The sequence below is a fragment of the Mycobacterium sp. NGS69 genome (assembly GCF_059812165.1).
Map to the genome: position 1 here is coordinate 900,218 of NZ_JCALCD010000001.1, position 22,525 is coordinate 922,742.

Annotated in this window: 23 protein-coding genes; 15 read left to right on the top strand and 8 right to left on the bottom strand. The window is 65.7% G+C overall.

Annotation, left to right across the window (positions count from 1 at the left end; translation table 11 throughout):
* Positions 1-21: 21 nt before the first annotated feature.
* The 4 genes from AC5Y2S_RS04640 (at position 22) to AC5Y2S_RS04655 (ending at position 5,310) form a co-directional block, all read left to right on the top strand.
* A complete protein-coding gene (locus tag AC5Y2S_RS04640) occupies positions 22-3,108 on the top strand; it encodes a replicative DNA helicase (protein WP_499954100.1) in 3,087 nt (1,028 codons plus the stop codon).
* Between the two features lie 279 nt (positions 3,109-3,387).
* Positions 3,388-4,686: a DUF2786 domain-containing protein gene (locus AC5Y2S_RS04645; protein ID WP_499954102.1), complete on the top strand. Its 1,299-nt coding sequence runs from the start codon at positions 3,388-3,390 to the stop codon at positions 4,684-4,686.
* 79 nt (positions 4,687-4,765) lie between these two features.
* A complete protein-coding gene (locus AC5Y2S_RS04650) occupies positions 4,766-5,017 on the top strand; it encodes a type II toxin-antitoxin system ParD family antitoxin (RefSeq protein ID WP_499954104.1) in 252 nt (83 codons plus the stop codon).
* Complete coding sequence (locus AC5Y2S_RS04655; protein ID WP_499954106.1) at positions 5,014-5,310, top strand: type II toxin-antitoxin system RelE/ParE family toxin; 297 nt, start codon at positions 5,014-5,016, stop codon at positions 5,308-5,310. The genes AC5Y2S_RS04650 and AC5Y2S_RS04655 overlap by 4 nt, the downstream gene beginning before the upstream one ends.
* Before the next feature lie 296 nt (positions 5,311-5,606).
* Here AC5Y2S_RS04655 and AC5Y2S_RS04660 read toward each other — a convergent pair whose 3' ends face one another.
* Positions 5,607-5,822, bottom strand: coding sequence for a hypothetical protein (locus AC5Y2S_RS04660; protein WP_499954108.1), 216 nt, complete (start codon positions 5,820-5,822; stop codon positions 5,607-5,609).
* Positions 5,823-6,471: 649 nt separating this feature from the next.
* Between AC5Y2S_RS04660 and AC5Y2S_RS04665 the strand changes: the two genes are divergently transcribed.
* Together AC5Y2S_RS04665 and AC5Y2S_RS04670 are read left to right on the top strand one after the other, a co-directional pair.
* Entirely contained in the window at positions 6,472-6,654 is a 183-nt protein-coding gene (locus tag AC5Y2S_RS04665) for a hypothetical protein (RefSeq protein WP_499954110.1), read from the top strand.
* A gap of 337 nt (positions 6,655-6,991) precedes the next feature.
* Entirely contained in the window at positions 6,992-7,621 is a 630-nt protein-coding gene (locus tag AC5Y2S_RS04670) for a TetR/AcrR family transcriptional regulator (protein ID WP_499954112.1), read from the top strand.
* 30 nt (positions 7,622-7,651) lie between these two features.
* Here AC5Y2S_RS04670 and AC5Y2S_RS04675 read toward each other — a convergent pair whose 3' ends face one another.
* Complete coding sequence (locus AC5Y2S_RS04675; RefSeq protein ID WP_499954382.1) at positions 7,652-8,551, bottom strand: alpha/beta fold hydrolase; 900 nt, start codon at positions 8,549-8,551, stop codon at positions 7,652-7,654.
* A 203-nt stretch (positions 8,552-8,754) separates the two neighbouring features.
* Here AC5Y2S_RS04675 and AC5Y2S_RS04680 point away from each other — a divergent pair, with 203 nt between their 5' ends.
* On the top strand, positions 8,755-9,183 hold the full coding sequence (locus AC5Y2S_RS04680; RefSeq protein ID WP_499954114.1) for a hypothetical protein: 429 nt from the start codon (positions 8,755-8,757) through the stop codon (positions 9,181-9,183).
* 6 nt (positions 9,184-9,189) lie between these two features.
* Here AC5Y2S_RS04680 and AC5Y2S_RS04685 read toward each other — a convergent pair whose 3' ends face one another.
* Entirely contained in the window at positions 9,190-9,987 is a 798-nt protein-coding gene (locus AC5Y2S_RS04685) for a hypothetical protein (protein WP_499954116.1), read from the bottom strand.
* Position 9,988: 1 nt separating this feature from the next.
* The gene (locus AC5Y2S_RS04690; protein WP_499954118.1) at positions 9,989-11,221 is read right to left on the bottom strand and encodes an aromatic ring-hydroxylating oxygenase subunit alpha; all 1,233 of its coding nucleotides are present in this window, start codon (positions 11,219-11,221) and stop codon (positions 9,989-9,991) included.
* Between the two features lie 53 nt (positions 11,222-11,274).
* On the opposite strand from AC5Y2S_RS04690, the gene AC5Y2S_RS04695 reads away from it, so the two are divergent.
* Complete coding sequence (locus AC5Y2S_RS04695; protein WP_499954120.1) at positions 11,275-11,913, top strand: TetR/AcrR family transcriptional regulator; 639 nt, start codon at positions 11,275-11,277, stop codon at positions 11,911-11,913.
* Here AC5Y2S_RS04695 and AC5Y2S_RS04700 read toward each other — a convergent pair.
* Positions 11,894-13,351, bottom strand: a complete 1,458-nt coding sequence (locus AC5Y2S_RS04700; RefSeq protein WP_499954122.1) for a phospholipase D-like domain-containing protein — start codon at positions 13,349-13,351, stop codon at positions 11,894-11,896. The two genes, AC5Y2S_RS04695 and AC5Y2S_RS04700, sit on opposite strands and share 20 nt — an antisense overlap.
* A gap of 276 nt (positions 13,352-13,627) precedes the next feature.
* Positions 13,628-13,795 (bottom strand): hypothetical protein, encoded by a 168-nt coding sequence (locus tag AC5Y2S_RS04705; RefSeq protein ID WP_499954124.1) that lies wholly within the window; start codon positions 13,793-13,795, stop codon positions 13,628-13,630.
* Between the two features lie 166 nt (positions 13,796-13,961).
* On the opposite strand from AC5Y2S_RS04705, the gene AC5Y2S_RS04710 reads away from it, so the two are divergent.
* Both AC5Y2S_RS04710 and trhA read left to right on the top strand, forming a co-directional pair.
* A complete protein-coding gene (locus AC5Y2S_RS04710; RefSeq protein WP_499954126.1) occupies positions 13,962-15,029 on the top strand; it encodes a GGDEF domain-containing protein in 1,068 nt (355 codons plus the stop codon).
* A 158-nt stretch (positions 15,030-15,187) separates the two neighbouring features.
* Positions 15,188-15,847 carry a PAQR family membrane homeostasis protein TrhA gene (trhA, locus tag AC5Y2S_RS04715; RefSeq protein WP_499954384.1) on the top strand — a complete coding sequence of 220 codons (660 nt, stop codon included), beginning with the start codon at positions 15,188-15,190 and terminating at the stop codon, positions 15,845-15,847.
* A 7-nt stretch (positions 15,848-15,854) separates the two neighbouring features.
* Here trhA and AC5Y2S_RS04720 read toward each other — a convergent pair whose 3' ends face one another.
* A complete protein-coding gene (locus tag AC5Y2S_RS04720) occupies positions 15,855-16,712 on the bottom strand; it encodes an LLM class F420-dependent oxidoreductase (protein WP_499954128.1) in 858 nt (285 codons plus the stop codon).
* A 263-nt stretch (positions 16,713-16,975) separates the two neighbouring features.
* On the opposite strand from AC5Y2S_RS04720, the gene AC5Y2S_RS04725 reads away from it, so the two are divergent.
* From AC5Y2S_RS04725 to AC5Y2S_RS04745, 5 genes are all read left to right on the top strand, one after another.
* Positions 16,976-17,953, top strand: a complete 978-nt coding sequence (locus AC5Y2S_RS04725) for a metal-dependent hydrolase (protein ID WP_499954130.1) — start codon at positions 16,976-16,978, stop codon at positions 17,951-17,953.
* Positions 17,950-18,138, top strand: a complete 189-nt coding sequence (locus AC5Y2S_RS04730; RefSeq protein ID WP_499905567.1) for a ferredoxin — start codon at positions 17,950-17,952, stop codon at positions 18,136-18,138. Before AC5Y2S_RS04725 ends, AC5Y2S_RS04730 begins: the two co-directional genes overlap by 4 nt.
* A 4-nt stretch (positions 18,139-18,142) precedes the next feature.
* On the top strand, positions 18,143-19,351 hold the full coding sequence (locus tag AC5Y2S_RS04735) for an NAD(P)/FAD-dependent oxidoreductase (protein ID WP_499954132.1): 1,209 nt from the start codon (positions 18,143-18,145) through the stop codon (positions 19,349-19,351).
* A gap of 123 nt (positions 19,352-19,474) precedes the next feature.
* Positions 19,475-20,551 carry a GGDEF domain-containing protein gene (locus tag AC5Y2S_RS04740; RefSeq protein ID WP_499954134.1) on the top strand — a complete coding sequence of 359 codons (1,077 nt, stop codon included), beginning with the start codon at positions 19,475-19,477 and terminating at the stop codon, positions 20,549-20,551.
* A 55-nt stretch (positions 20,552-20,606) separates the two neighbouring features.
* Positions 20,607-21,029 carry a nitroreductase family deazaflavin-dependent oxidoreductase gene (locus tag AC5Y2S_RS04745; RefSeq protein WP_499954136.1) on the top strand — a complete coding sequence of 141 codons (423 nt, stop codon included), beginning with the start codon at positions 20,607-20,609 and terminating at the stop codon, positions 21,027-21,029.
* Between the two features lie 12 nt (positions 21,030-21,041).
* On the opposite strand, the gene AC5Y2S_RS04750 is transcribed toward AC5Y2S_RS04745, so the two are convergent.
* Positions 21,042-22,400, bottom strand: coding sequence for a WS/DGAT/MGAT family O-acyltransferase (locus AC5Y2S_RS04750; protein WP_499954138.1), 1,359 nt, complete (start codon positions 22,398-22,400; stop codon positions 21,042-21,044).
* Positions 22,401-22,525: the final 125 nt, after the last annotated feature.

Here is a 22,525-nt window from a genome sequence, read left to right on the forward strand (position 1 = left end):
TGCTAGGGGAGGTGAGAGTCCGTGGCGGTCGTCGATGACCTCGCGCCAGGCATGGGCTCACCGCCCCCCAACGAAGAGTTTGGTCGTCAGCCGCCGCAGGATCTGGCCGCGGAGCAGTCGGTGCTGGGCGGCATGCTGCTCAGCAAGGACGCCATCGCCGACGTGCTGGAGCGGCTGCGGCCCGGCGACTTCTACCGCCCCGCGCACCAGAACGTCTACGACGCGATCCTGGACCTCTACGGGCGCGGGGAGCCCGCCGACGCGGTGACGGTGGCCGCCGAACTGGACCGGCGCGGCATGCTGCGCCGCATCGGCGGCGCGCCGTATCTGCACACGCTGATCTCGACGGTGCCGACGGCGGCCAATGCGGGCTACTACGCCGGCATCGTCGCGGAGAAGGCGCTGCTGCGCCGGCTGGTGGAGGCCGGGACGCGCGTCGTGCAATACGGCTATGCGGGCGCCGAGGGTGCCGACGTGGCCGAGATAGTCGACCGCGCGCAGGCCGAGATCTACGACGTGGCCGACCGCCGGATGTCCGAGGACTTCGTTCCCCTCGAGGACCTGCTGCAGCCGACGATGGACGAGATCGACGCGATCGCGTCCAGCGGCGGGGTGTCGCGCGGCGTGCTGACCGGTTTCACCGAGCTCGACGAGGTGACCAACGGCCTGCATCCCGGACAGATGATCATCGTGGCGGCCCGACCCGGCGTGGGTAAGGCGCTGGCACTGGATACGCCGCTGCCGACGCCGGCCGGCTGGACCACGATGGGTGACGTCGCGGTCGGCGATGAGTTGCTCGACGCCGACGGGCGGCCGACGCGGGTGGTCGCCGCTACCGAAGTCATGCTGGGACGGCCCTGCTACGAGGTTGAGTTTTCCGACGGGACCGTGATCGTCGCCGACGCCGCGCACCAATGGCCGACAACTCGTGGCATCCGGACATCCGCTCAGTTGCGGTCCGGCTGGGACACGATTGCCGCGGCCGGGGCGACGCCGCGCTGCAGCTCCCTTGGAACTACGACGGCCTTATTGGCTCCAGTACTGCAGATCGACTCGGTGCGCCGCGTGGAGACCGTGCCGGTGCGCTGCGTCCAGGTGGACAACGCCGCGAGCCTGTATCTGGCCGGCCCAGGGATGGTGCCGACGCACAACTCCACGCTGGGTCTGGACTTCATGCGGTCGTGTTCGATCAAGCACCGGCTGGCCAGCGTCATCTTCTCGCTGGAGATGAGCAAGTCCGAGATCGTGATGCGGCTGCTGTCGGCGGAGGCCAAAATCAAGCTGGCCGACATGCGTTCGGGCCGCATGAGCGACGACGACTGGACGCGTCTGGCGCGCCGGATGAGCGAAATCAGCGAGGCGCCACTGTATATCGACGACTCGCCCAACCTGACCATGATGGAGATCCGGGCCAAGGCGCGCCGCCTGCGGCAGAAGGCGGACCTGCGGCTGGTCGTGATCGACTACATGCAGTTGATGACGTCGGGCAAGAAGCACGAGTCGCGCCAGGTGGAAGTCTCCGAATTCTCAAGACACCTCAAGCTTTTGGCGAAAGAGCTCGGGGTTCCGGTGGTGGCGATCAGTCAGCTGAACCGCGGTCCCGAGCAACGCACCGACAAGAAGCCGATGCTGTCCGACCTCCGCGAGTCGGGCTGTCTGACCGCGTCGACGCGGATTCTGCGCGCCGACACGGGCGCCGAGGTCACGTTTGGCGAGCTGATGCGGACGGGCGAGCGTCCGCTGGTGTGGTCGCTGGACGAGCAGCTGCGCATGGTCGCGCGCCCCATGACCAATGTCTTCCCGAGTGGACGCAAGGAGGTGTTCCGGCTCCGGCTGGCCTCGGGCCGGGAGGTCGAGGCCACCGGCAACCACCCGTTCATGAAGCTCGACGGCTGGACTCCGTTGGAGCAGCTCAAGGTCGGCGATCGCATTGCCGCGCCCCGGCGCGTTCCCGAACCAGTCAACACGCAGCGGATGGATGACCGCGAGGTCATGCTGCTCGCCCACATGATCGGCGACGGGTCATGCGTGAAGCGCCAGCCGATGCGCTACGCATCGGTCGACGAGGCGAACCTCGCCGCGGTGACGATCTCGGCCGCGCACTTCGGCGTGAAGGCGGTTCGCGACGACTACCCGGCGGCTCGCGTGACCACGCTGCGGTTGCCGTCGCCGCAGCGACTGGCACGCGGCCGACGTAACCCCATTGCTGCATGGCTCGATGGACTGGGCCTGTTCGGCAAGCGCAGTTACCAAAAGTTCGTGCCGGAGGCCGTATTTCGTGCGCCCAACGATCAGGTGGCGTTGTTCCTGAGGCACCTCTGGGCAACCGACGGCTCCGTTCGATGGGACGCCAAGGTTGGGCAGGCGCGGATTTACTACGCGTCGACCAGTCGACGTCTCGTAGATGATGTCGCCCAGCTGCTGCTCCGCGTTGGCGTCTTCGCGAGGATCAAGCATGCGCCGAAGCTCGGTTACCGTGACTCATGGCACGTACTTATCTATGGGGCCGAGAATCAGCTGCGGTTCGTCAATCACGTCGGCGTCCACGGCGCGAAAGCGGTAGCAGCACAAGACGTGCGGCGTCATCTCGAAACGATCGTGCGGAACACGAACCTGGACACCGTCCCGAAAGACGTGTGGGACCGTGTCCGAGAGGTACTGACCGCCAAGCAGATCACGCACCGGCAGTTCGCGTCGGCGATGGGTAGTCAGTTCTGCGGCTCCACGATGTGGAAGCGCTCGCCGAGTAGGTCCAGGCTGCATCGTGCGGCGATCGTGCTCGATGACCGGGAGATCCACGCGCTTGCAACCACCGACGTCTACTGGGACACGGTCGTCGAGATCACGAGTCTAGGCGAAGAGGACGTCTACGACGGAACCGTAAGCGACACACATAATTTCGTCGCCAATGGCATCGGCGTACACAACTCGCTCGAACAAGATGCCGACGTTGTCATCCTGCTGCACCGGCCGGATGCGTTCGAGCGTGACGACCCGCGCGGGGGAGAGGCGGATTTCATTCTCGCCAAACACCGCAACGGACCGACCAAGACGGTTACAGTCGCGCACCAACTGCACTTGTCGCGTTTCGCCAACATGGCGAGGTGAGCTCAGGCAGCGACGCCGCCAAGCCGACGCACCGGTCACATTGCTTCACTGATTCCGGAGCGACCAGCCCGCGTCATGAACTCGACTGGATCCGTACACGTCCGAGGTGCTATCGCCTATCAAGGCGCTGCGGATCAAGGTCAAGGGGTCATACCGCTCATGCAGGGCGAGCTGAGCAGGTGGCTAGTCATCAGGGTCCGCGCGGCGAAAGTTCCTCATGGAGGGCGCCTGCGGCGCGTCTGTCGCGATGCGTCACACCCTTTCGCAAGAATCCGGTACATGAGCAGACGCAATCGCGAGAAGCGTACGGCCAAACGCCGGAATCGGCACCGGGCGTCCACCGAGCATAAGCGCATCGGCTTCGACCCCGGGCCGGACCGGGTGCTGCTTCTTGAACGCCTCGTCGTGGCGTTGAGTACGGCCGCTTCGTGTTCCGACGAACACGCGCCCCGGCACGCCGGCGAACTGCTCGAGGAGTACCGAGCCGTCCCGCGAGCGCTCGATGTTGCCGCGGACCTTGCCATGAACGAGGCCATCAGAGCGGCATGGGAGCATGGCTGGTTGCCGTCCGATCTGCACGAGATCGCACGCCGCAAGCTCCAGGCAGCCGAGGTCCGCTACCTCGATGAGGCCATCGTGCGTGAGTCTCGCCAGTATTCGGTCGCGACATTGCATCCGAATTGGCGTGCCGATATCGCCGCACTTTCGGCCACCGTCGATGTCCGTGCACAAACGCCACAGATGCGGCGCTGGGCGGTATCCAACGCTGACGACCAGCGCGCGGCGCTGACCGTTGTCCTGAAGCTGTTGAATTTCCTCGGCAGACTTCCCGTGCTAGAAGCGATTCTGCCGCTGCCCGGGGCGCATCGGTACATGCCAACGGTGAGCGGCATCGATGAGAAGGCCCTCGCCAAGGTGCGCGCTCTGCTGGCGAAGGCGGAAGCCACCGAGTTTCCCGACGAGGCGGAGGCCCTTTCGGCCAAGGCTCAAGACCTGATGAGTCGATACTCGCTACAAGAAGCGCTGACGCACCACGACCGCGGCCAGGTGCCGGTGGCGGCTGCGCGCCGGATCTGGATTGAGAACCCCTATGCCGCCGCCAAGACAGCGCTGGTACAAACGGTGAGCCAGGCCAATCGTTGTCGCGCAGTCTGGGCGGAGCGTCTTGGATTCGTTACCGTCGTCGGCTGCGAAACCGATCTCGCTCTCGTCGAGTTGCTCACCACATCGCTGCTCGTCCAAGCCAACAGAGCCATGCTTGGTGCCGGGCGCCGCCAGAGCAGCAATAGGCACGTACGAACTAGGTCATTCCGCCAATCGTTTCTCGTCGCATACGCCCAGCGCATTGGGGAACGTCTCGACAGCGCCAACGCATCAGTCACAGCAGAGGTTAAGCAAGACGGCCGTCTACTTCCCGTGCTGGCGGCCAACAGTCGGGCGGCCGACGAACTTACTGATCGACTGTTCCCCTGGACGACACCTCGCTCGGTATCAGTGTCCGACGCCGCCGGCTGGGGTGCCGGGCGCGCAGCGGCGGACATGGCCCTGCTAGACACGCGGGATGCGATCGCCGGCTAGGGGCGGACGCGGCGTACTTGTCGAACCGGCGTCTAGGCGAGCTCCCTCCGGCGATACCAATAGTTGGTATCCTCCATGTGTGGGTAGAAACACCTCATTCAGCCTGGATGACCATCACCAAGCCTTCATCGAGCAAGAGGTCGCCTCAGGCCGTTACCGGTCGGCCAGCGATGTCGTGCGTTCTGCTCTTCGGTTGCTCGAGGATCGTGAGACCCGGTTGCGCGCACTGCGTCAGGCACTTGTCACTGGCGAACAAAGCGGCGAATCGCGACCATTCGACTTCGATGAGTTCGTTGCCCGCAAGCGAGGCGGAAACCCTCGCCGCCGATGAGCCGGTTTGTACTTTCACCTGCCGCGCGTGCGGACTTGGAAAATATCTGGGAGTACACCTGTGAGCGCTGGGATGACGATCAAGCCGAAGAATACGTGCGTGAATTCCAGCGTGCGATCGACCGGGTCGTGGACAATCCGATGATCGGACGGGCCTGCGACGAAGTCCGACCCGGATACCGGAAGCACGCGGTCGGGTCGCACACGCTCTACTACCGGATCGCCCGCGGCGACGTGATCGATGTGGTGCGCATATTGCACCAACGGATGGATGTCGATCGACACCTCGATTGACGCGAGTAACGAGCTGACACCTCGCGGTGCTTGCGGGCGGCTACGTTGTGGCCCAGGAGTTTTCGTACGATGACATATCTGTGGTCCGTACACGCGAACGGGTGCGATCGTTCCAGTTACCGTCGAGGCCGAATCAAATTTCAAAACCGCGTGGTTATAGGATCCGCCACGAAGATGAGAAAGCGCACCCGCCATTTCGCTGAGAACTTCACAAATGTGCAGCTAGCTATAGCTAGAGGCATCGCAATCCGCCACGGACTTTGGGAACTTACTGCTAATGCGGCGGCAGTCAGCCTTTAGAGGCTGCCGCGTGCGGCGAGCCAGACGCTTGCGAACTGAAGGTGCACGCCGTCGAAGATGAGGCCGCTTTCGGTGTCGCGCAGGCGGCCCAGGGACGACTTCTCCGCAATCGCCACCGCCTGCGTCGGCCGTATCACCCCGGTGAGCGCGAAGGCACCCGCGATCGCGAAAAGCACTTCGCGCCGGCCGAGCCCCTTGTCCGGGCGATCCATCCGCTCGAGATCCCCTTCGCTGAACAACGATCGCCGGGGCCGGAAACCGCGCAGCCAATTTTATCCCGCGGCCGCCCGCCTCGGCGGCTCCGAACATCAACTCGCGGACCTAGTGCACATAGGTCCCGCCGGCACTTTCCGGTCGACATCGGCCTTCTGGATCCGTACCGATGTTGGGATCGGTAGCAGCGGGGGCGGGGTCTGCTTATCCCGTGACCGGTCTATCAGGGCCGAACAATACCGGGAGCACGATCACGTGGTCGTCTGCCGGCGGGGGCGGGCCGAGTCGAATCGAAAGGAGCACGGGCAATGATGCGAATTGCTGGCGGATTGGCTGCGGCAGTGGTGGTGGCCGGTGGTTTAGGTGTGTCGGGTTTGGGCGCGGGTATAGCCCAGGCCGATCCGCTACCGCCACACACGTGGTGTCCAGGTAATTCCATGGTGTACTCGAGTTTCGACCCGTCAACGGGACCAGGGGTTGCCTATCAGTGGGACATGAATGTCTGCCACACGTGGTACTGGGTTAAGAGCGGTGGCAACGTTCCATACAAGGGTCAGCTACCGAGCAGTGTTTGGGACGGACCAAATCCGCCGAATCGTTCGTGCGGCGCCTGCGGCACTTGGTGAGCGGCTGGCTCAACCATCCTTGGTGATTGGGCGACCTGTTCTGGGCACGCCCGCCGATGTCGCCCGCACCATCGGGGATTACGTGGAAGCCGGGGTCAGTTGGGTGCTTCCAGTCGACTACATGCCGCTGATGCTTGCACCCGACGAGCTGCCGTTGGCGCTGGGTCGCAGCATCGAAGTGTGCCGCCTCCTCAAGATGATGTGAACACGTCAACCATAGATTCGGAACAAGATGTCGTTCGGCCCGTCGAGCAGGGAGCGACCGAATATTGTTTGATACCCAAGGGAAGACCGCCAAAGCCGGCCGACTGACGGCCCGTCGTGCATGAGCCTCGCACACCGCCGCAAGTGAAGTGGTTCGCGGCACTCCGTGCCCTGTTCGCCGTGTTCGCTGTCGCAGGGTTCGCGAAACGCCCGAATCGAGGTAGCATGTTCTGAGTCCGGCCGTCTCATATATCTGACGGGCCTGCCCAAGGCTCCAGGATGGCGGTGTCAGCGTTTCCTGGCGCCGTGATTGCGCAACGCATCGAGGAGGTTGTGCAATGCCACCACGCAAGACGATTGCCGATGACTTGACGCCGGCTACCCCGGATTTACCGCGGCGCCGGGGCCGACCGCGGTCCGAGATCGACCTGGATGCCGTCGCCGATGCCGTCGCTGGTCTGTTTCTCGACGGTGGCACGGCGGCGGTCTCGATCGTCAACGCGGCGCAGAGACTTGATGTGTCGCGCGCGACGCTCTACCGAACAGTGTCGACTAAGCAAGACCTGGTCGGAATACTTTTTGAACGCACGACCCGGCTGCAGAGCGAATTGCTCTCGGCGGTGGCCGACGCCGAACTTCCAGTGCGCGACAAACTGATTCGACTGATCGAAGTCCAGGTCGAGGCGGCGGTACACATGCGCGGTTACATGCCGGTGTTCTTCGGCGGCACCGGACTGCCGGCCGATGTGTTCGATCGCTGGCGCTCGTGGAGTCGCGAGTACGAGGCGACGTGGACCCGATGCGTTGAGCAGGCTATCCAAGACGGCGTGCTCGTGAGCTCGGACCCGGCCATGGCGACACGTCTGATCTTGGGCATGTGCATTTGGGTGTCGCGCTGGTACCGGCCGGACCAGGGCATCAGCACTTCGGATATTGCTCGGTCCGTGGTTCGGCTGTTGCTTCCCTAGCCCGGCGTGCAACCGGGTTGAACGCCGCGGTTAGGTGATCGACCAGAATTCAAGCAGGGTGCGCAGCGTCGAGACGAGGGGGAGCGGTTGGTCGAGCATCGGGTGATGGCCGGCCTCGGCCAATTCGACGAACGGCCCGCGCAGCTGCAGCATGGAGCGGATTCGTTCGCCCATGGCGGGCGGCACCAATCCGGCCTCGCAACGCACATAGCCCAAGCGGCAACGCATCTCGGCCATCATGGTCTCCAGCGACTCCTCGTCCGAGGCCGTCGACTCGAGGACCTGATCGCCGAAGATCGCCCGGTCGAACTTCCAAGTCCACCCTCCGCCGGTCTTCCGCACCGACTCGGCCGCAATGTGCTGCCGGACGTAGGGGAGGATCACTTGCTGCGAGGGAACCGCCGTAAAACGTTCCAGGATTTCGTTTTTGGTCCGATACAACCTGTGGGTGCGGTTGCGTAACCGCGCCTCCTCCGGCGAACGCTCCCACAGCGGCGAGTCGATCACAATCATGCTATTGATTTGGTCGCCGCAACTCATCGCCGCCGTCGCCGCGATCCAGCCCCCCATGCTGTGGCCGACGATGGTCGGTCGTCCCGAGGCTCCGGCGACCGTCGACACCTGCATCACTTCGTTTGCCCAGGTTTGCAGGTCGTAGCTGCTGCGCGTGCCACTGTCCCCGTGCCCAGACAGATCCGGCGCGATCACGCGATGCGTGCGGGACAAGAACGGCGCGATGTGGTCCCACCAACCAGAGTGGGCCGCGCCGCCGTGGACGAGCACCACCGTGGGTTGGTCCGCGGCGCCCCAGGCGCGCAGGTGAATGCGGCAACCGTCGACTTCGACGTCACAATGGTCCGGTCGTTGGTTCAGCGCGGCGGTGAACCAAGGCGGTGGTTCCGCCGCCGCCTGGCGCGAGCGGGAAAACAGGCGTCAACCTCCGTGTTCATCTGAAGGCAGCTCCGTGGACGCCCTACTTTAGCCGCAGTTTGTCGCGAGCTGGTGAGGGCCGAAGCCCCGCGACCGCATAAATCGAGTAGCCCACTACTCGTGCCCAGCGGGGTCGGAACCGCCACGCTGTTGATGGAAACCGCGACCGACCAGCGAATTGTGAACCCAGAAAGCCAATTTCTATGATCGCAGCGACTGCCACCCACCGGACGTTCCCCGACTACTGCTGTGACCTCGTCGGTGACGGCGTCTCCATCGACTACTGCCTCACCGCGCCGCCCATCCCCGGTCGGCCACCCTACGTCCTCAGCTATGAACACGGTCAGCGCACGTTCAACTTCGAGCGCGAACAGATCCGTAGTACGTTCGTCGCCGACCTGGGTTGGTGCCTGAGCGTGACGACTCACGAATTCGGCGATTCCGGTTCGGTCACCGCAACGATCCTCTTCCCCACGGTGGTTATCCCCACGGGGGAAGCGGACATCCCGGTGCACACCATGCTGGTCACCACCACCCATGAGATTCCCGCTGTGCCAACGCTGCCCGGCCAGCGCGATCACTACCGGATCACCGCCCTCACCGGTCGCGCCCAAAAGCTGCGGCGCTACTGAGCAGGGCTACCGTCCGCGCGTGAGCTCGGCCAGGGTCTGCGAACGCGCCGTCACCGCCCGAACGGACGCGACGGCGCCGTCGGCGACTCGGGCGATGCCGGCGACGTGCAGCGTGGCGGTCTTTCCGATGTGCGCTTCGGCAGCGGCTCCCAGGCCACCTCGGTACGGACCCCGGATCGTGATGTGGAAGGGAACATCGGCGCCCGCGGAGAAGAGATCGTTGACCACCACCTCGCGGGCATCGAGCACCGCCTGGTACGTCGCCCCGGTGCGCGCGTCGTCGATGTCGTGTGCGGGCGCGGCGGCAAGGCCGGCCCCCTCGAGCCACGCGCGCACGGTGCGCTCGGCAGCGGGATTTGCGGGTACCGGCTCGGTCGTCGTCCACGGATCGAGGTGTGGCGGCATCAATGGGTGCGGGTGGCCGCTCGTCATCTGTGCCTGCATTGCGAAATAATCCTGCTCGACGTAGTTCTCCGTCAGGCGGTGGCCGTTCCACTTGTACAGGCCGATGCCGCGCCAGCAGGCGAGCGCGCGCGCTCTTCCGGTCGGCATGGCCGCGTGCTCACTGAAGTGCATGCACAGCCGATCACCATTGAGCACGAACTCGTGCACCACGATGCCCAAACCCGGTGCGGCGTTGAAGATCTTGCGAACGGCGTCGGCGTAGGTGGTCGAACGGACGAGCGACAAGCCGTTGATGTGGACGACGTAGTCGGGCTCCATGATTTCGGGACACACGGATTGATCATGCGAGTTCGTGTAGTCGATGCAGTACCTGCGCATCAGCGCGACGAACGGATGCACGTCAGTCCTGCACGAACGGCGCGAGCACCTGCGGGACGCGGAGGGATTCGGGAACGGAATCGACGCCGATCGTTCGGTCGATCGCCTCGTGCAGGTAGTAGATGCGCCGTTCCTGATAGCCGAGCCGCAGTGATTCGAGGGTGCCGGCATCGAGCGAACGCTGCTGGCCGGGCAGGACGTCGAGATCCTCGAACAGCACCCGAGACAATGCGGCGATCACCATCGCGTTCGTGTCCCGGTTCGCGTCATGGTCCACGCCCAGCGACGAACACCAGTGGACGTTGTACGCCGACGTCGACGGACCGGTGGGCCAGTTGGTGATCAGGAAGACGAACCCGGTCCCGGCGAACACGATGCTCAGGTTCGGGAACACGTGATAGGAGAACGTTCCGCGGAACGGCAGATCACCGAGGCTGGGGAAAACGCTTGGGAACGGGGACAGCGCCTCGCCGTCGACGCCGTCGCGGTAGGGGACGAGCATGCGGGAGTGGCCGTTCGGTAGCAACTGGATGGCGGTCCCCGATTGTTGCAGCGTTCGGGCCGCCGTCGTCCGGTGCACGTAATTGACGTGGTAGCTCTCGAGATTCGCGTCGACCGGAAGCTTCCAGTTGACCGGGACGTGGCGAACGGTGCGATCCACCAGATGCAGGCGTCCGTCCAGTCCGGCGAAGTCGCTGAGGTCGTCACCGACGGGGGCGAGGAAGTCGGACAACGGCCGTGCGTCCGCGTCAAGGTTGATGAATACCAGCGGACCCCAGGAGGCACACCGCACCTCTGCCAGGGCGTGACAGTCACGGTCGAGGTCGGAGAAGTTCAGCGCCTCCGGGTGCCCGGCCAGCTTTCCGTCCAGCGAGTACGTCCAGGCGTGGAAGGGACAGGTGAGCCGGCGGCCGACATTCCCCTGCGGCTCTTCGACGAGCGCGGCGCCGCGATGGCGGCAGGTGTTGTAGAACGCGCGGACGACGTCGTCCCCGCCGCGAACGAGCATCACCGGGCCGTCGAGCTGGTCGAGCAGCAGGTAATCACCCGCGTTCCGCAGTTGGTCGGCGTGCGCGACGAACAACCACGAGCGGGAAAAGACCGCTGCGGCTTCGAGCTTGGCGAACCCGGGATCCGAATATCGCGCGCCGGGTACGGGCGGAAGCACCGGGAATTCCGGAGGGTACGCGCGCCGCGCCGCTTCCGCCCGCGAACACTCCAATACCGCGTCCATCACGTGAGAGCCGATGCCCATGGTCACCTCGTCTCCGGCCTGCCGCCGACCCCTCCTGTGAGATAGTTTTATGAATGGGCACTCATTTTGCAAGGAAACAGCGGCCGGCCCCGGCGCGCCGATCCCGGGGACGCCCACCCAACTCCGACGGGCAGATCACCACCCGGCGACTGCTCGAGGCGGCCGCGGCGGTATGCGTTGAACGGGGATTCGAAGGCAGCACCCTGCCGCTGATCGCCGAGAGGGCCGGGGTGTCACCGACCGCGGTCTACAACCACTTCCCCAACCGGGAGGAATTGCTGTACGCCGCGGCGGTGCGTGCCCTTGAGCAGATCACCGCCGTCGCGCTGCGGAACGGTCGCGGCGAACGCCCACTGCACGCGATCGCCATGGCTTATCTGCAGCCCGGGATGCGCCAGAACCGCCGACTCATCGCCGAGCTGCACCTCGCCAGCCGCCGCGACGCGCGGTTGGCGTCCCTGATCGGCCAGTGGCATCACGAGTACGCCGACCGATTCGTCGGGGCGCTCTCCGGCACCGATGCGAACCCAAAGGCCACCACCAAAGCCGTCTTTCTGCTACTCCTCGGGCTATGTCACTTCGACGACGTGTCGGCGATCCGGGTGCCGCGCGCGGCGGTCGCCGAACGAATCGAGCGCCTGATTGATGTGCTCGTCCCTGAAGGGCCGACGGTCAGCGGGACAGCTTCGTAATCAACCGCCGCATACTGCCGGTCAGGGAACGCGGAACGTGGTCCGGATCCATCAGGTCGCTCTCGGCCAGCGCATTGTCCTCGCCGGCCACGGTCCGCCCGGTAAACCGCCGCAATGTCTTGCCTTGCCCACGCAGCGTGTCGACGGCCCCCAGGAAGGACCCACCCTGCTTGATCGTCCGCTCGAACTCGTCGACGGAAACGCCCAGATGCTCACACACGAGTTGTTGTCGCACCCCTTCGATCGCTCGCCGGATGTGTTCGTGTGCTTCGGCATTCGGGTCCGCTTCGACGACGAGGTCGCACTCGCTGTCGAAGCCCATCGACCGGTTGTTGAAGTTCGACGAGCCGACGCGCAACAGCCAATCGTCGACGACCAATACCTTCGAATGAATGTAGATCTGCGAGCCGCCGTCGGTCACCGCCCAATAGACGCCCAGGCGCCGGTGTTCGTCTGCCGCCCAGAGCTCTTGGATGAGCCGGTGGCGTGCGCTGTCCATCGTTTCGCGCTCGAGGCGGTTCAGGCCCCGGCGTGGAAGGACGATGACGACCTCCGGACCGTCGTGCTCCTTGAGCCGAGCGGCCAGCGCCTCGATCACCTGTCGGGCCGCCAGGTACTGGTTCTCCAGATAGATGGTGTGACGCGCCGCCGCAATCGCCGCGAGGTTGAGCGCTTCCACCTCGCGAACCTCGTCGCGCTCACCGAATGTGGGCAACGTGCGGGCGATCCCGACCTCGACATCGCGCAAAATCGGCCGCAAGCCGCCGGGCCAGACGGGGCGCGCCGACTCGATCGGGGCCAGCGACTCCTCGGTTGCGTTCCGCCACCTTTCCCGGGCGACCTCGGCGAGGGCGAGCGCTGCGGCGCCGTCCACCGCGGCCGCGACCTCGTGTCGAGGACCGTACCTGCGGCCGAGCGCGCGGCGAAACCGGTTGTTGTGCTTGTGTTCCGGGGTGTCCCAGCGATCCAGGGTGAGGTCGATGCCGCCGCAGAACGCCAGGACGTCGTCGATGATCACGATCTTCTGGTGATGGACGGCGCCGGTCGGCCGGGCCCCGTCGATGGCCAGGCGCAATCGGCTGCTGCTGAGCCGATTCACGACTGACACCGGCGTGACGCCGTACCACAGGCCGTCGAAAACCGGCAGCAGGCGCAGGTTGGATTTCAGCACCTGAATCTCAAGGGCCGGTCGTCGCCAGAGCAGCCAGTACAGAAAGGCGCCCAGCTGGTTGGGGCCGGCGAGCTTCTTTCCTCCTCGTTCGAACGCCGTCCTGGCGTCGAAGTCCCAGCCGATCAACATGATTCGATGGTTGGCGCGCAGCATCGCCGCCTTCACCTGCCGAAAATAGTCTGCGGCGTCGATGATGCAGGCCAGCTGGTCGGCGCGCTCCACCCGCCAGCAGGTCTGGCTGGCGATGGGCAAGGAGTCATCCCGCATACGCGGCCTGTCTACCACATGAGTGCCCGGTCGCCCGGCGACCGTTGCCCGCCTGCGTACGGTGGACCCACGCGTCGCAGCGCGTTCCCACCTCCGCTGTGTCGTCGAGGGCGACTACGCGCGAATCGACACCGTTGTCATCGCGCACCGAAACCAAGACGACAGGCTCGTCAGCGAAGTCTTGCGGTTGGCCGGGGGCACGGTGATCGAAGGGCACGGAACGTATCTCGTTTCTGCGTGACCACGAATCGGTCCCGTTCGATCAATTGCACGGGACTACCGCGTGCTCTCGTCGGGAAGGTCGTCTCGGGACTGATGCAGACCCGGCCCGTTCGGGTCATCTCGTTGATGCTCCAGTTTCTCCTGGAGCTTCCGCTGCTCCTCGGTCGCTTTCCTCGCGTCTTCGGGCGCGGGCGGCGGGTCGATGTTGACTTGCTGATCCACGCGGGATCTCCTTCGCTTCGATGGCTGATCCTGTGAGGATCGCCGCACCGGTGGGATCCCAAACCGACGGGCCGTCGGCGGCGGCGACCGATAGCATGAGCTGCTACTTGTCCCACCGCTGCCGAGCAGTACGGGACCCGACGCTTGGCCGGAGGTTCGCTCACCGATGTCACGGCTCAAAGCGTGGTGGAGCCAGCCCGATCATTACGAGTGGACCACCGCGTTCCTGCGTCAACGGGGGATGATGCGGCCGGCGCGGATGATTTTGGTCGTTGTCGCAGGATCGTCCGCATTCGTGCCGCTGACCGTGTTGCCGAGCCAGGACAACCCCACCCTCGTCGAGGTGATCACCGGCGGGGTTGCCGTCGCGTTCACCCTCGCTGTGACCGTGATGTGGCTGGTGCACTGGCCCACCCGTCGGCAGTCGCAAGTCGGAGTGGCCCTGGGCGCCCTATTTGTCGGCGGGTGGAGCCTCGTGCAGCCCACCGGGGCGCTTGCCGCGCTGGCGTGCACGGCCATGGCCGTGCCCGGCGGTTACATCGCGTTCTTCCACGGCCCCAAGCTCTTACTCTTCAACAGCTCGGTGGCGCTCGGCGTTACGGTCACGGCGGTGCTGCGGTTGGCTCATGAGGCCAACATTGCCACGGCGGCCTCCGCCCTCTGGATAAATACCTTTCTCAACTTGTCGGTGCCCCTGGGCATTTGGGGCATGTCGCGCGCCATGGGGACGTACGTTCAGCGCTCGGAAGAGGATGCGCTCACCGGACTGCTGAACCGGCGGGCGTTCACCGATGCGGTCGGTCACCGGTTGGCGCATCCACCGCCGGCGCACACCCACCTGGCGGTCGTGATGGTCGATCTGGACCACTTCAAACGAATCAACGACACCCACGGACACCTCGCCGGCGACCGAGCCCTGCGGGCCGTGGCCGGTCTGCTGCGCGAGAACGCTCCCGCCGACGCGGTCATCTGTCGCGCCGGCGGCGAGGAGTTCTTGGTCGCGCTGACCACCGTCGCCGCGGAGGTCACCCCACTGGCCACGCGATTCTGCAACGCGCTCGCCGGGCTTTTCCCGAAGGTCACCGCCAGCGTCGGCATCGCCAGCGCCGAGCTACGGCTGCTGACCGGTGACATCGCACGAACCGTCGAGGAGCTCATCCGGATCGCCGATGACGCGATGTATGCCGCCAAGCGCCGTGGCGGAGACCAGGTCCACCAGGGCGTGATGGCTTAGCCACGGTCGTCGATAGCCGTTCGCGCACACGCTACTCACAGATTGCACGTAGCGGGCGCCCAGGTTGCGGCGAAATCATCGAACCAGGCCCGCTGGCGAGGGGAGCGACGTTGACCATTCGGACGGATGTCGCCTTGCAGCCCAAGCCTTTCGGACCGATGCCCATTGCCGACGGTGTCGTGACCAAGCCGCGGCTGCGCGGTTGGATCCACCAGTACTGCGCCTTCGCGGCCGTCATTGCGGGCGCGCCGTTGGTGGCGGTCTCGTGGGCCGAGGCATCCAAGCGGGCGGGTCACTCGACGCTGACCTACGTCCTGGCGATCGTGGCGATGTTCGCCGTCAGCGCCGTTTATCACCGCGTGCACTGGGAGTCGGCGGTCATCAGGAACTGGATGAGGCGGCTCGATCACTCGATGATCTTCGTGCTGATCGCCGGCACCTACACCCCCTTCGCCAGGCTCGCCATGCCCCGGGGGACCGGCTACGTGGTGCTGGCGATCGTCTGGGGTGGCGCGATCGCGGGAATCGCGTTGACCCTGTTTTGGCCGACGGCCCCGCGCTGGCTCGGCGTGGCGCTGTACCTGCTGTTGGGCTGGGTGGCCGTCGCCTACACCGGGTTGATCCTGCGCAACGCCGGCGTCGCCGCGACCGTATTGCTGGTCGTGGGCGGCGCGCTGTACAGCGTGGGCGCGCTGTTCTACGGACTGCGCTGGCCGGACCCATGGCCGACGACGTTCGGCTATCACGAGGTCTTTCACGCCTGCACCGCGCTCGCGGCGATCTGCCAGTACATCGCCATCTGGTTCGTGGTCTTCTAAAACGCGGCTACCTCAGATCGGCGGCGACCCTCTCCAACGCGCCGAGGTGGTCGTCGACCGTCGCCAGGCCGGCCTTCATGGTGTTCACCGACACGTGCGTGGCCCCGGCGGCCCTCCAGGCGGCGATGTCGTTGGCAATCTTCTCGGGCTCGCCGGTCCAGCTGACCCGGCCCTCCATCCCGAGGGCGTCGGCGTCGCGGCCGGCAGCCGTCGCCGCGCGCCGCACCTGATCACGCGCGTAATTGAGGCCGGGTCCCGGCTCCATCATCGGGAACCAGCCGTCGCTCAGCCGTCCGGCGCGTTCGTAGGCGCGGTCGGATGCCGCACCGAACCAGACCGGGATGGGGCGCTGAGTCGGCAGTGGGGCCAGGCCCGCCCCGGTCACGGTGTGGTACTTGCCGTTGAACGTCACCGACCGTTCGGTCCACAGCTTGCGCATCAGCTCGACCTGTTCCTCGGAACGCCGGCCGCGATTGGTGAACGATTCGCCGAGCGCCTCGTATTCGACGTCGTTCCAGCCCAACCCGATACCGAGCCGGAACCTCCCATTGGTGAGCAGGTCAACCTCGGCGGCCTGCTTGGCCACCAACACCGATTGGCGTTGCGGCAAGATGATGACACCGGTGACCAGTTCGAGCGAGGTCACCGCGGCCAGGTAGCCGAACATCACGAACGGCTCGTGAAACGTGTCGTCGATGTCGTAGTAGCCCTGCCAGCCCGGGTGCACCGCCGGATCGGCGCCGACGACGTGGTCGTAGGCGAGGATGTGCGTGTAGCCCAGTTCCTCGACGCGCTGCCCATACGCGCGCACCGCCGCGGGGTCTCCACCGAGCTCGGTTTGCGGGAACACGACTCCGACGCGCATGGCCCGTTCAACCGTGCCGCGGCGCGGTTGCTTCCCGATCGGGATCACGCCTCGGTCGGCTCTGCCTCGGTAAACACTCGTTCACAGCGAACTGCCAGGGAACCCGGTACCGCCGGTACGCATGATGCCGGGAGCGGGTGGGTACCCGGCCGGTTGAACGGTCGCTAAGCGGCGACCTGCGTTCCGCCCTTGGATCGACCGCTCTCTCGAAATACGAAGGGGAAGCCGACGACGCACGACCCGTCGGCGGGAGGAGCAAACCGATGCCAGAGGTCCAACTACACCATGAGGGACATCCGAAGTACCGCCGGATGGTTCGTTTCGACTGGTCGGAAACGCCGCTGCACTGGGTGCCCGACGATCCGTTCTCGACCCACATGATCAACGTCCTGCACCTGCTGCTGCCCGAGGGCGAGCGGCACTTCATCAAGGCCGTGCTCGAAGCGTCGTCGCTGGTCGATGACCCGGAGCTGGAGGCGGCCATCAAACCGTTCATCCAGCAGGAGTCCTGGCACGCCTGGGCGCACCAGGTGGTCCTCGACCACCTCGCCGAACAGGGCATCGACACAAAGCCGTACACGGACCGGCTCGGGCGATTGCTGTCGATAACGCTGGGCGATGCCCCCAAGTGGTTTCCGCCGGCAATGAAACGGTGGTGGCTGTATCGACGGCTGGCCGACGTGGCGGCGCTGGAGCATTACACGGCGATGCTGGGCCAGTGGGTGCTGACCAACCGCGGCCTGGACTACGCGAATGCCGACCCCATGATGCTCGACCTGCTGCGCTGGCACGGCGCCGAAGAGGTCGAGCACCGCGCGCTGGTCTACGACGTCTTCCAGCACGTCAGCGGCAACTACTGGATCAGGGCGTTCTCGATGTTTTTCACGACGCCGCTGTTCATCGCCTGGTGGGTCGCGGGAGCCCGCTACCTGATGGCCCAGGACCCGACCATCGACCAAAAGTGGCGGTGGCGGGACTGGCTCTCGGCCGCCCGCGAGTACAAGTTGCCCGGCCCGTGGAAGCTGATGGTCACGACGCCCGTGCGGTACCTGCGGCCCAGCCACCATCCGAACGACGAGGGGTCCACGCAAATGGCGGTCGACTACCTCAACTACTCGCCCGTGGCCAAAGCCGCGCGCGAGCGGGCGCGGTCCCAGGGAAAGTCACCCGACCAGTCGCAAGGGATCGAGACTTCCCGCAATGGGTCAGGCAACGCGTCGGGAAAGGTTGACGTCCGATGAAGGTCTCGGTGGATCTCGACACCTGCGATGGCAACGGCGTGTGCATGAGCATCTGCCACGAGGTGTTCGACGTGCAAGAAGACGGACTCCACGTGCTCCAGGCGGAGCCGTCGGAGGAGTTGCGCCAGCAGTTGATCGGCGCCGAGGTGTCTTGCCCGACGCAGGCGATCACGGTGAAGGAGTGAGCCCATGCCGAGCCGTCAGCTAAAGGAGGTTGTCGTCGTCGGTGCCGGCGTGGCGGGGACCCGCGCGGCCGAGACCCTGCGACAGGATGGCTACGACGGTGCCCTGACCATCGTGGGCGCCGAGCGGCACGCCCCGTATCACCGGCCGCCGCTCTCGAAGAAACTGCTCACCGGCACGGTGCATCGCGCCGGTGTCGACCTGGCCCCCCAATTCGAATTGGATGCGCGCGTGCTGCGGGGCGCGTCGGCGACCAAGCTGGACCTGGCGTCGCGCACCGTCCACCTGCGCGACGAAAACCGCGATCTGGCACTGCAATTCGATGGACTGGTGATCGCCAGTGGTGCGACACCACGCGAATGGCCGGGTGGCCCGGTCCCCGACGGGGTACTGATGCTCCGCACGGTCGACGATTGCCTGGCGATCCGGGAAAGGCTCGGCTCGCGACCGCGGGTCGTCGTGGTCGGAGGCGGGTTCATCGGCGCCGAAGTGGCCGCGAGTTGCCGCTCGGCGGGACTGGATGTGGTTCTCATCGAGAAGGCCACCAGCCCGCTGCTGGCCGCGTTGGGCAAGGAACTCGCCCCGCGCTGGGCCGAACTGCACCGCCAGCATGGCGTGGAGTTGCGGGTCGACGTGGGCGTCGACGCGTTCACCGGTAACGGACACGTGGAGGCGGTTCGCCTCAGCGATGGCTCACAGATTCCGGCCGATCTCGTGATCGTCGGGCTGGGCGTCACTCCCACCACCGACTGGCTGGCCGGCTCGGGACTGCACCTGGACGACGGGGTGCTGTGCGACGCGACGGGCGCCGCCGAAGGCGCCGACGCCACGGTGGTGGCCGCCGGCGATGTTGCGCGCTGGTGGCACCCGCTCTACGGACGGCACCTGCGCACCGAACACTGGGACGACGCCGGACGGCAGGGCGCGGCGGCGGCTCGCACGCTGCTGGCGGGGTCCGACGGGGCGGAAGCCCATGACGAGGTGCCGTATTTCTGGTCCGATCAATATGACGTGAAGGTCCAGATGCTCGGTGTCCCAACGGATTACGATGCCATCGAAATCGTCGAGGGCTATCCCGACGGATGGGAGTTCGTCGCCGCGTATGGGCGCGACGGCCGCACCGTCGCGGTGCTGGGAACGATCCCCGACCGGGTCTATGCGTACCGCGACGCGATTGCCAAACGCGCCGGGTTTCCGCCCGCGTGCCCGGATTAGCCTCGATGAGGTAATCGGCTCCGCGGTTTAGCGGAATTTGCACTTCGTCGCGGTTGGTCTTTAATTCTTCCGTGGCAAACAATCGTCCGATTTGATTGCGGCGTAAACAATGGAATCGCCGCAGTGAAGCAAGCCGATCAGTATGAATGGGTCACCGCCTATTTGAAGGGCCGTGGCCGTCAGGGCATGTGGCAGCGGGCGACATGCGCTTTCACCGCGTCCCAGGCGGCGCTGCCGCTGCTCATGCTGTGGAGCCCGACCGGACCCGTCAACGCGACGTCGCGGGCGGCGTCCGTCGTCATATCGGCATTGGGATTCGCCGGCGCGACCCTGTGGCTGGTGCACTGGCCCACCCGACGGGAGTCGATCCTTTTCTCCGTCGGCGCGATGGCGGCCATCGCCGTGACCTGTTTGGGTTTGTCGAACTCCTACACGGGGTTGATGGGCTGCACCACGTTTGCGATGCTCGGCGGTTTCATCGCCTACTTCCATGACGGCTATTACGTGATCGTCAACTTTGTCGTGGCGACCGTGTCCGCGGTGAGCCTGGCATTGCGATTCATCTTGGCCACCGGTGACGTCGCGCTGATAAGCGCGGGGCTGATTAGCGTGATGGCCCTCAACATAGGCGTGCCATTCGGAATCCGGTCGCTGGTCCATACGCTGCGAACCGACCTTCGGAGTTCCGACCGTGATTCGCTGACGGGCTTGCACAATCGGCGTTCTTTCTACGACGCGGTGTATGAACTGATGGCGAGTTGCGGGCGATCCGCGGGAGAGTTCCTGGTGATCGCGGTGATCGACCTGGACAACTTCAAGAAGCTCAACGACACCCGGGGGCACGCCGTGGGCGATCAGGCCTTGGTCGCGGTCGGCGCGGCGCTGCAAGAGAACTGCAGCCCCTCGGCGGTGATCGGCCGCGTCGGCGGCGAGGAATTCGTCATCGTCGACACCGACATCACACCGAACCCCGTGTGGATGGCCGAACGACTTCGCCGGGCGATAGCCGAGCTACCCTTCCCGATCACCGCCAGCATCGGCACCTCGGGCGTCGCGCTCGACGCCTCGTCGGCCGTAGCCGATGCCCAGCTCATCATCGATCTCATCGGCACTTCCGACGCCGCCATGTACGAAGCGAAGCGCGCCGGCGGAAACCGGGTGCGCCACTACCCGGCGCCGGTGCCTCCGATCGGTAGGTAGCCGACGACGCGCTGTGCTGGGAATGGATACGCGGTGCCGCCGTGTTGAGAGGGCCATGACCGACCGGATTGAGCTGAGCCCCAGGGACTGGGTGCGCGAGCAGACCGAGCGAATCCTGCAGCAGGGCACGACCGACGGGGTCGAGATCCTCGACCGCCCCGTCGTCCTGGTCACGGTCACGGGGGCCAAGTCCGGCAAGCAGCGGTACGTGCCGTTGATGCGCGTCGAAAAGGACGGCCGCTACGCGATGGTGGCGTCGCAAGGCGGCGCACCCACTCACCCATCGTGGTATTTCAACGTCAAGGCCAATCCGGCGGTGACGGTGCAGGACGGCGAGAAGGTCGCCGCCCTGACCGCGCGCGAGTTGGAAGGGCCTGAGCGGGAGCAGTGGTGGCGGTTGGCGGTGGAGGCCTTTCCCCCTTATGCCGACTACCAGGAGAAGACGGCAAGGCAGATCCCGGTATTCGTTCTGGAATAGCCTCGGCAATGGTCACGCGCCGAAGGCGCGCTCCAGGTCCTTCAGCGACGTCTCCAAGTGGCCGAGCAGCCGCTGCAGGTGCGGGACGCTGCGGCGGCATCCGACGAGGCCGAAGTCGAGATTCTCGGCGTTGTTGGTCACGGTGATGTTGACCGCCTGCCCGTCGAGCGGGATCGACAGCGGGTAGTTGCCGTCCAACCGGGCGCCGCGCCAGTACACCGGTTCCGACGGGCCGGCCGATACGTTCGAGATGACGACGTTGAACGGGGGCGAGGCGGTGGAGAGGTACCCGGGAATCAGCCCGAAGAACAGCCCCCCGATATTGAACGCCGAGAGGGCAAGCTGTTGCACGGGTGGCAATTGCCGGAACACCTCCTTGGTGTCGCGGATCGACGAGCTGATGATCTCCAGCCGCCTCGCCGGGTCGTCGAGGTCGGTCGCCAGATTGCACAGGAACGTCCCGACCATGTTGCCGCCGCGCTCGTCACCCTCCTTGCGCAGGTTGACCGGCACCATCGCTGTCAACGGGTCACCCGGCAGGGCGTTCTGCTCGAGCAGATAGGCGCGTAGCGCCCCCGAGGACATGGCCAGCACCACGTCGTTGACGGTCACCCCGGCCGCGGACTTCACCGCCTTGATGCGGTCCAGCGACCAGGACTGGGCGGCCACCCGCCGGGCACCGCCGATCCGGACGTTGAACATGCTGCGTGGCGCACGGAACGGGAGGGTCAGTTGCTGTTCGAGCAGCGCCGCGCGCGCGAGCCGCACCGTGGACGGCGCCAGCGCGAACGCCGACCCCGCGGTTCGGCCGACGCGCTCGAGCAGCGACGGCTGCTTCCTCGGCTCCCTGCGCCGGCGTGGGCCCAGAGTCCACGGCACCCGCAGCTCGTCGTCATCCGGGTCGGGGCTGAAGGCGCGTTGCACCAGCCGCAGCGCCGAAATGCCGTCCATGAGGGAGTGGTGGTACTTGGTGTAGACCGCGTAGCGCCCGTCCTCCAGACCCTCGATCAGGTGCGCTTCCCAAAGTGGACGGTGCCGGTCGAGCAGGCTGCCGTGCAGCCGGGACGCCAACTCCAGCAAGTCACGGACCCGTCCCGGCTCCGGTAGGGCCGACCGGCGGAGGTGGTAATCGAGCTCGACGTCCCGGTCGAACGACCACGCGACATTGGTGATGCCGCCGAGGAAGGCCGGGTGCTTACGGAACGTCGGTTGGACGTCCGTGCACTCGAGCATCGCCTGATAGGACTCGCGGACGAAGTGCGGCCCGGCGTCCTCGGGCGGCACGAAGAGCTGCAACGATCCCACGTGCATCGGATGTTCGCGCGACTCGCCGATCAGGAACAGCGCATCCGTCGGCGATATCGGTTCCATGGTTGGCCTCCCCATTCGGTGCCATTCGGCACAGCTCCTCACCTCCAATTAGCCCGAGCGGGCATCGCCCACACCTGGAAAACTCCGCGTCCCGATTCCTGCAGGTAGGGCCGTCAATTCGTGGA

Excerpts from the sequence above, each read along its gene's own strand:
- AC5Y2S_RS04645 (WP_499954102.1), top strand. The coding sequence starts at position 3,388 with ATGAGCAGACGCAATCGCGAGAAGCGTACGGCCAAACGCCGGAATCGG.
- AC5Y2S_RS04655 (WP_499954106.1), top strand. The coding sequence starts at position 5,014 with ATGAGCCGGTTTGTACTTTCACCTGCCGCGCGTGCGGACTTGGAAAAT.
- AC5Y2S_RS04660 (WP_499954108.1), bottom strand. The coding sequence starts at position 5,822 with ATGGATCGCCCGGACAAGGGGCTCGGCCGGCGCGAAGTGCTTTTCGCG.
- AC5Y2S_RS04670 (WP_499954112.1), top strand. The coding sequence starts at position 6,992 with ATGCCACCACGCAAGACGATTGCCGATGACTTGACGCCGGCTACCCCG.
- AC5Y2S_RS04680 (WP_499954114.1), top strand. The coding sequence starts at position 8,755 with ATGATCGCAGCGACTGCCACCCACCGGACGTTCCCCGACTACTGCTGT.
- AC5Y2S_RS04690 (WP_499954118.1), bottom strand. The coding sequence starts at position 11,221 with ATGGGCATCGGCTCTCACGTGATGGACGCGGTATTGGAGTGTTCGCGG.
- AC5Y2S_RS04695 (WP_499954120.1), top strand. The coding sequence starts at position 11,275 with ATGGGCACTCATTTTGCAAGGAAACAGCGGCCGGCCCCGGCGCGCCGA.
- AC5Y2S_RS04700 (WP_499954122.1), bottom strand. The coding sequence starts at position 13,351 with ATGCGGGATGACTCCTTGCCCATCGCCAGCCAGACCTGCTGGCGGGTG.
- AC5Y2S_RS04710 (WP_499954126.1), top strand. The coding sequence starts at position 13,962 with ATGTCACGGCTCAAAGCGTGGTGGAGCCAGCCCGATCATTACGAGTGG.
- trhA (WP_499954384.1), top strand. The coding sequence starts at position 15,188 with ATGCCCATTGCCGACGGTGTCGTGACCAAGCCGCGGCTGCGCGGTTGG.
- AC5Y2S_RS04720 (WP_499954128.1), bottom strand. The coding sequence starts at position 16,712 with ATGCGCGTCGGAGTCGTGTTCCCGCAAACCGAGCTCGGTGGAGACCCC.
- AC5Y2S_RS04725 (WP_499954130.1), top strand. The coding sequence starts at position 16,976 with ATGCCAGAGGTCCAACTACACCATGAGGGACATCCGAAGTACCGCCGG.
- AC5Y2S_RS04730 (WP_499905567.1), top strand. The coding sequence starts at position 17,950 with ATGAAGGTCTCGGTGGATCTCGACACCTGCGATGGCAACGGCGTGTGC.
- AC5Y2S_RS04735 (WP_499954132.1), top strand. The coding sequence starts at position 18,143 with ATGCCGAGCCGTCAGCTAAAGGAGGTTGTCGTCGTCGGTGCCGGCGTG.
- AC5Y2S_RS04745 (WP_499954136.1), top strand. The coding sequence starts at position 20,607 with ATGACCGACCGGATTGAGCTGAGCCCCAGGGACTGGGTGCGCGAGCAG.
- AC5Y2S_RS04750 (WP_499954138.1), bottom strand. The coding sequence starts at position 22,400 with ATGGAACCGATATCGCCGACGGATGCGCTGTTCCTGATCGGCGAGTCG.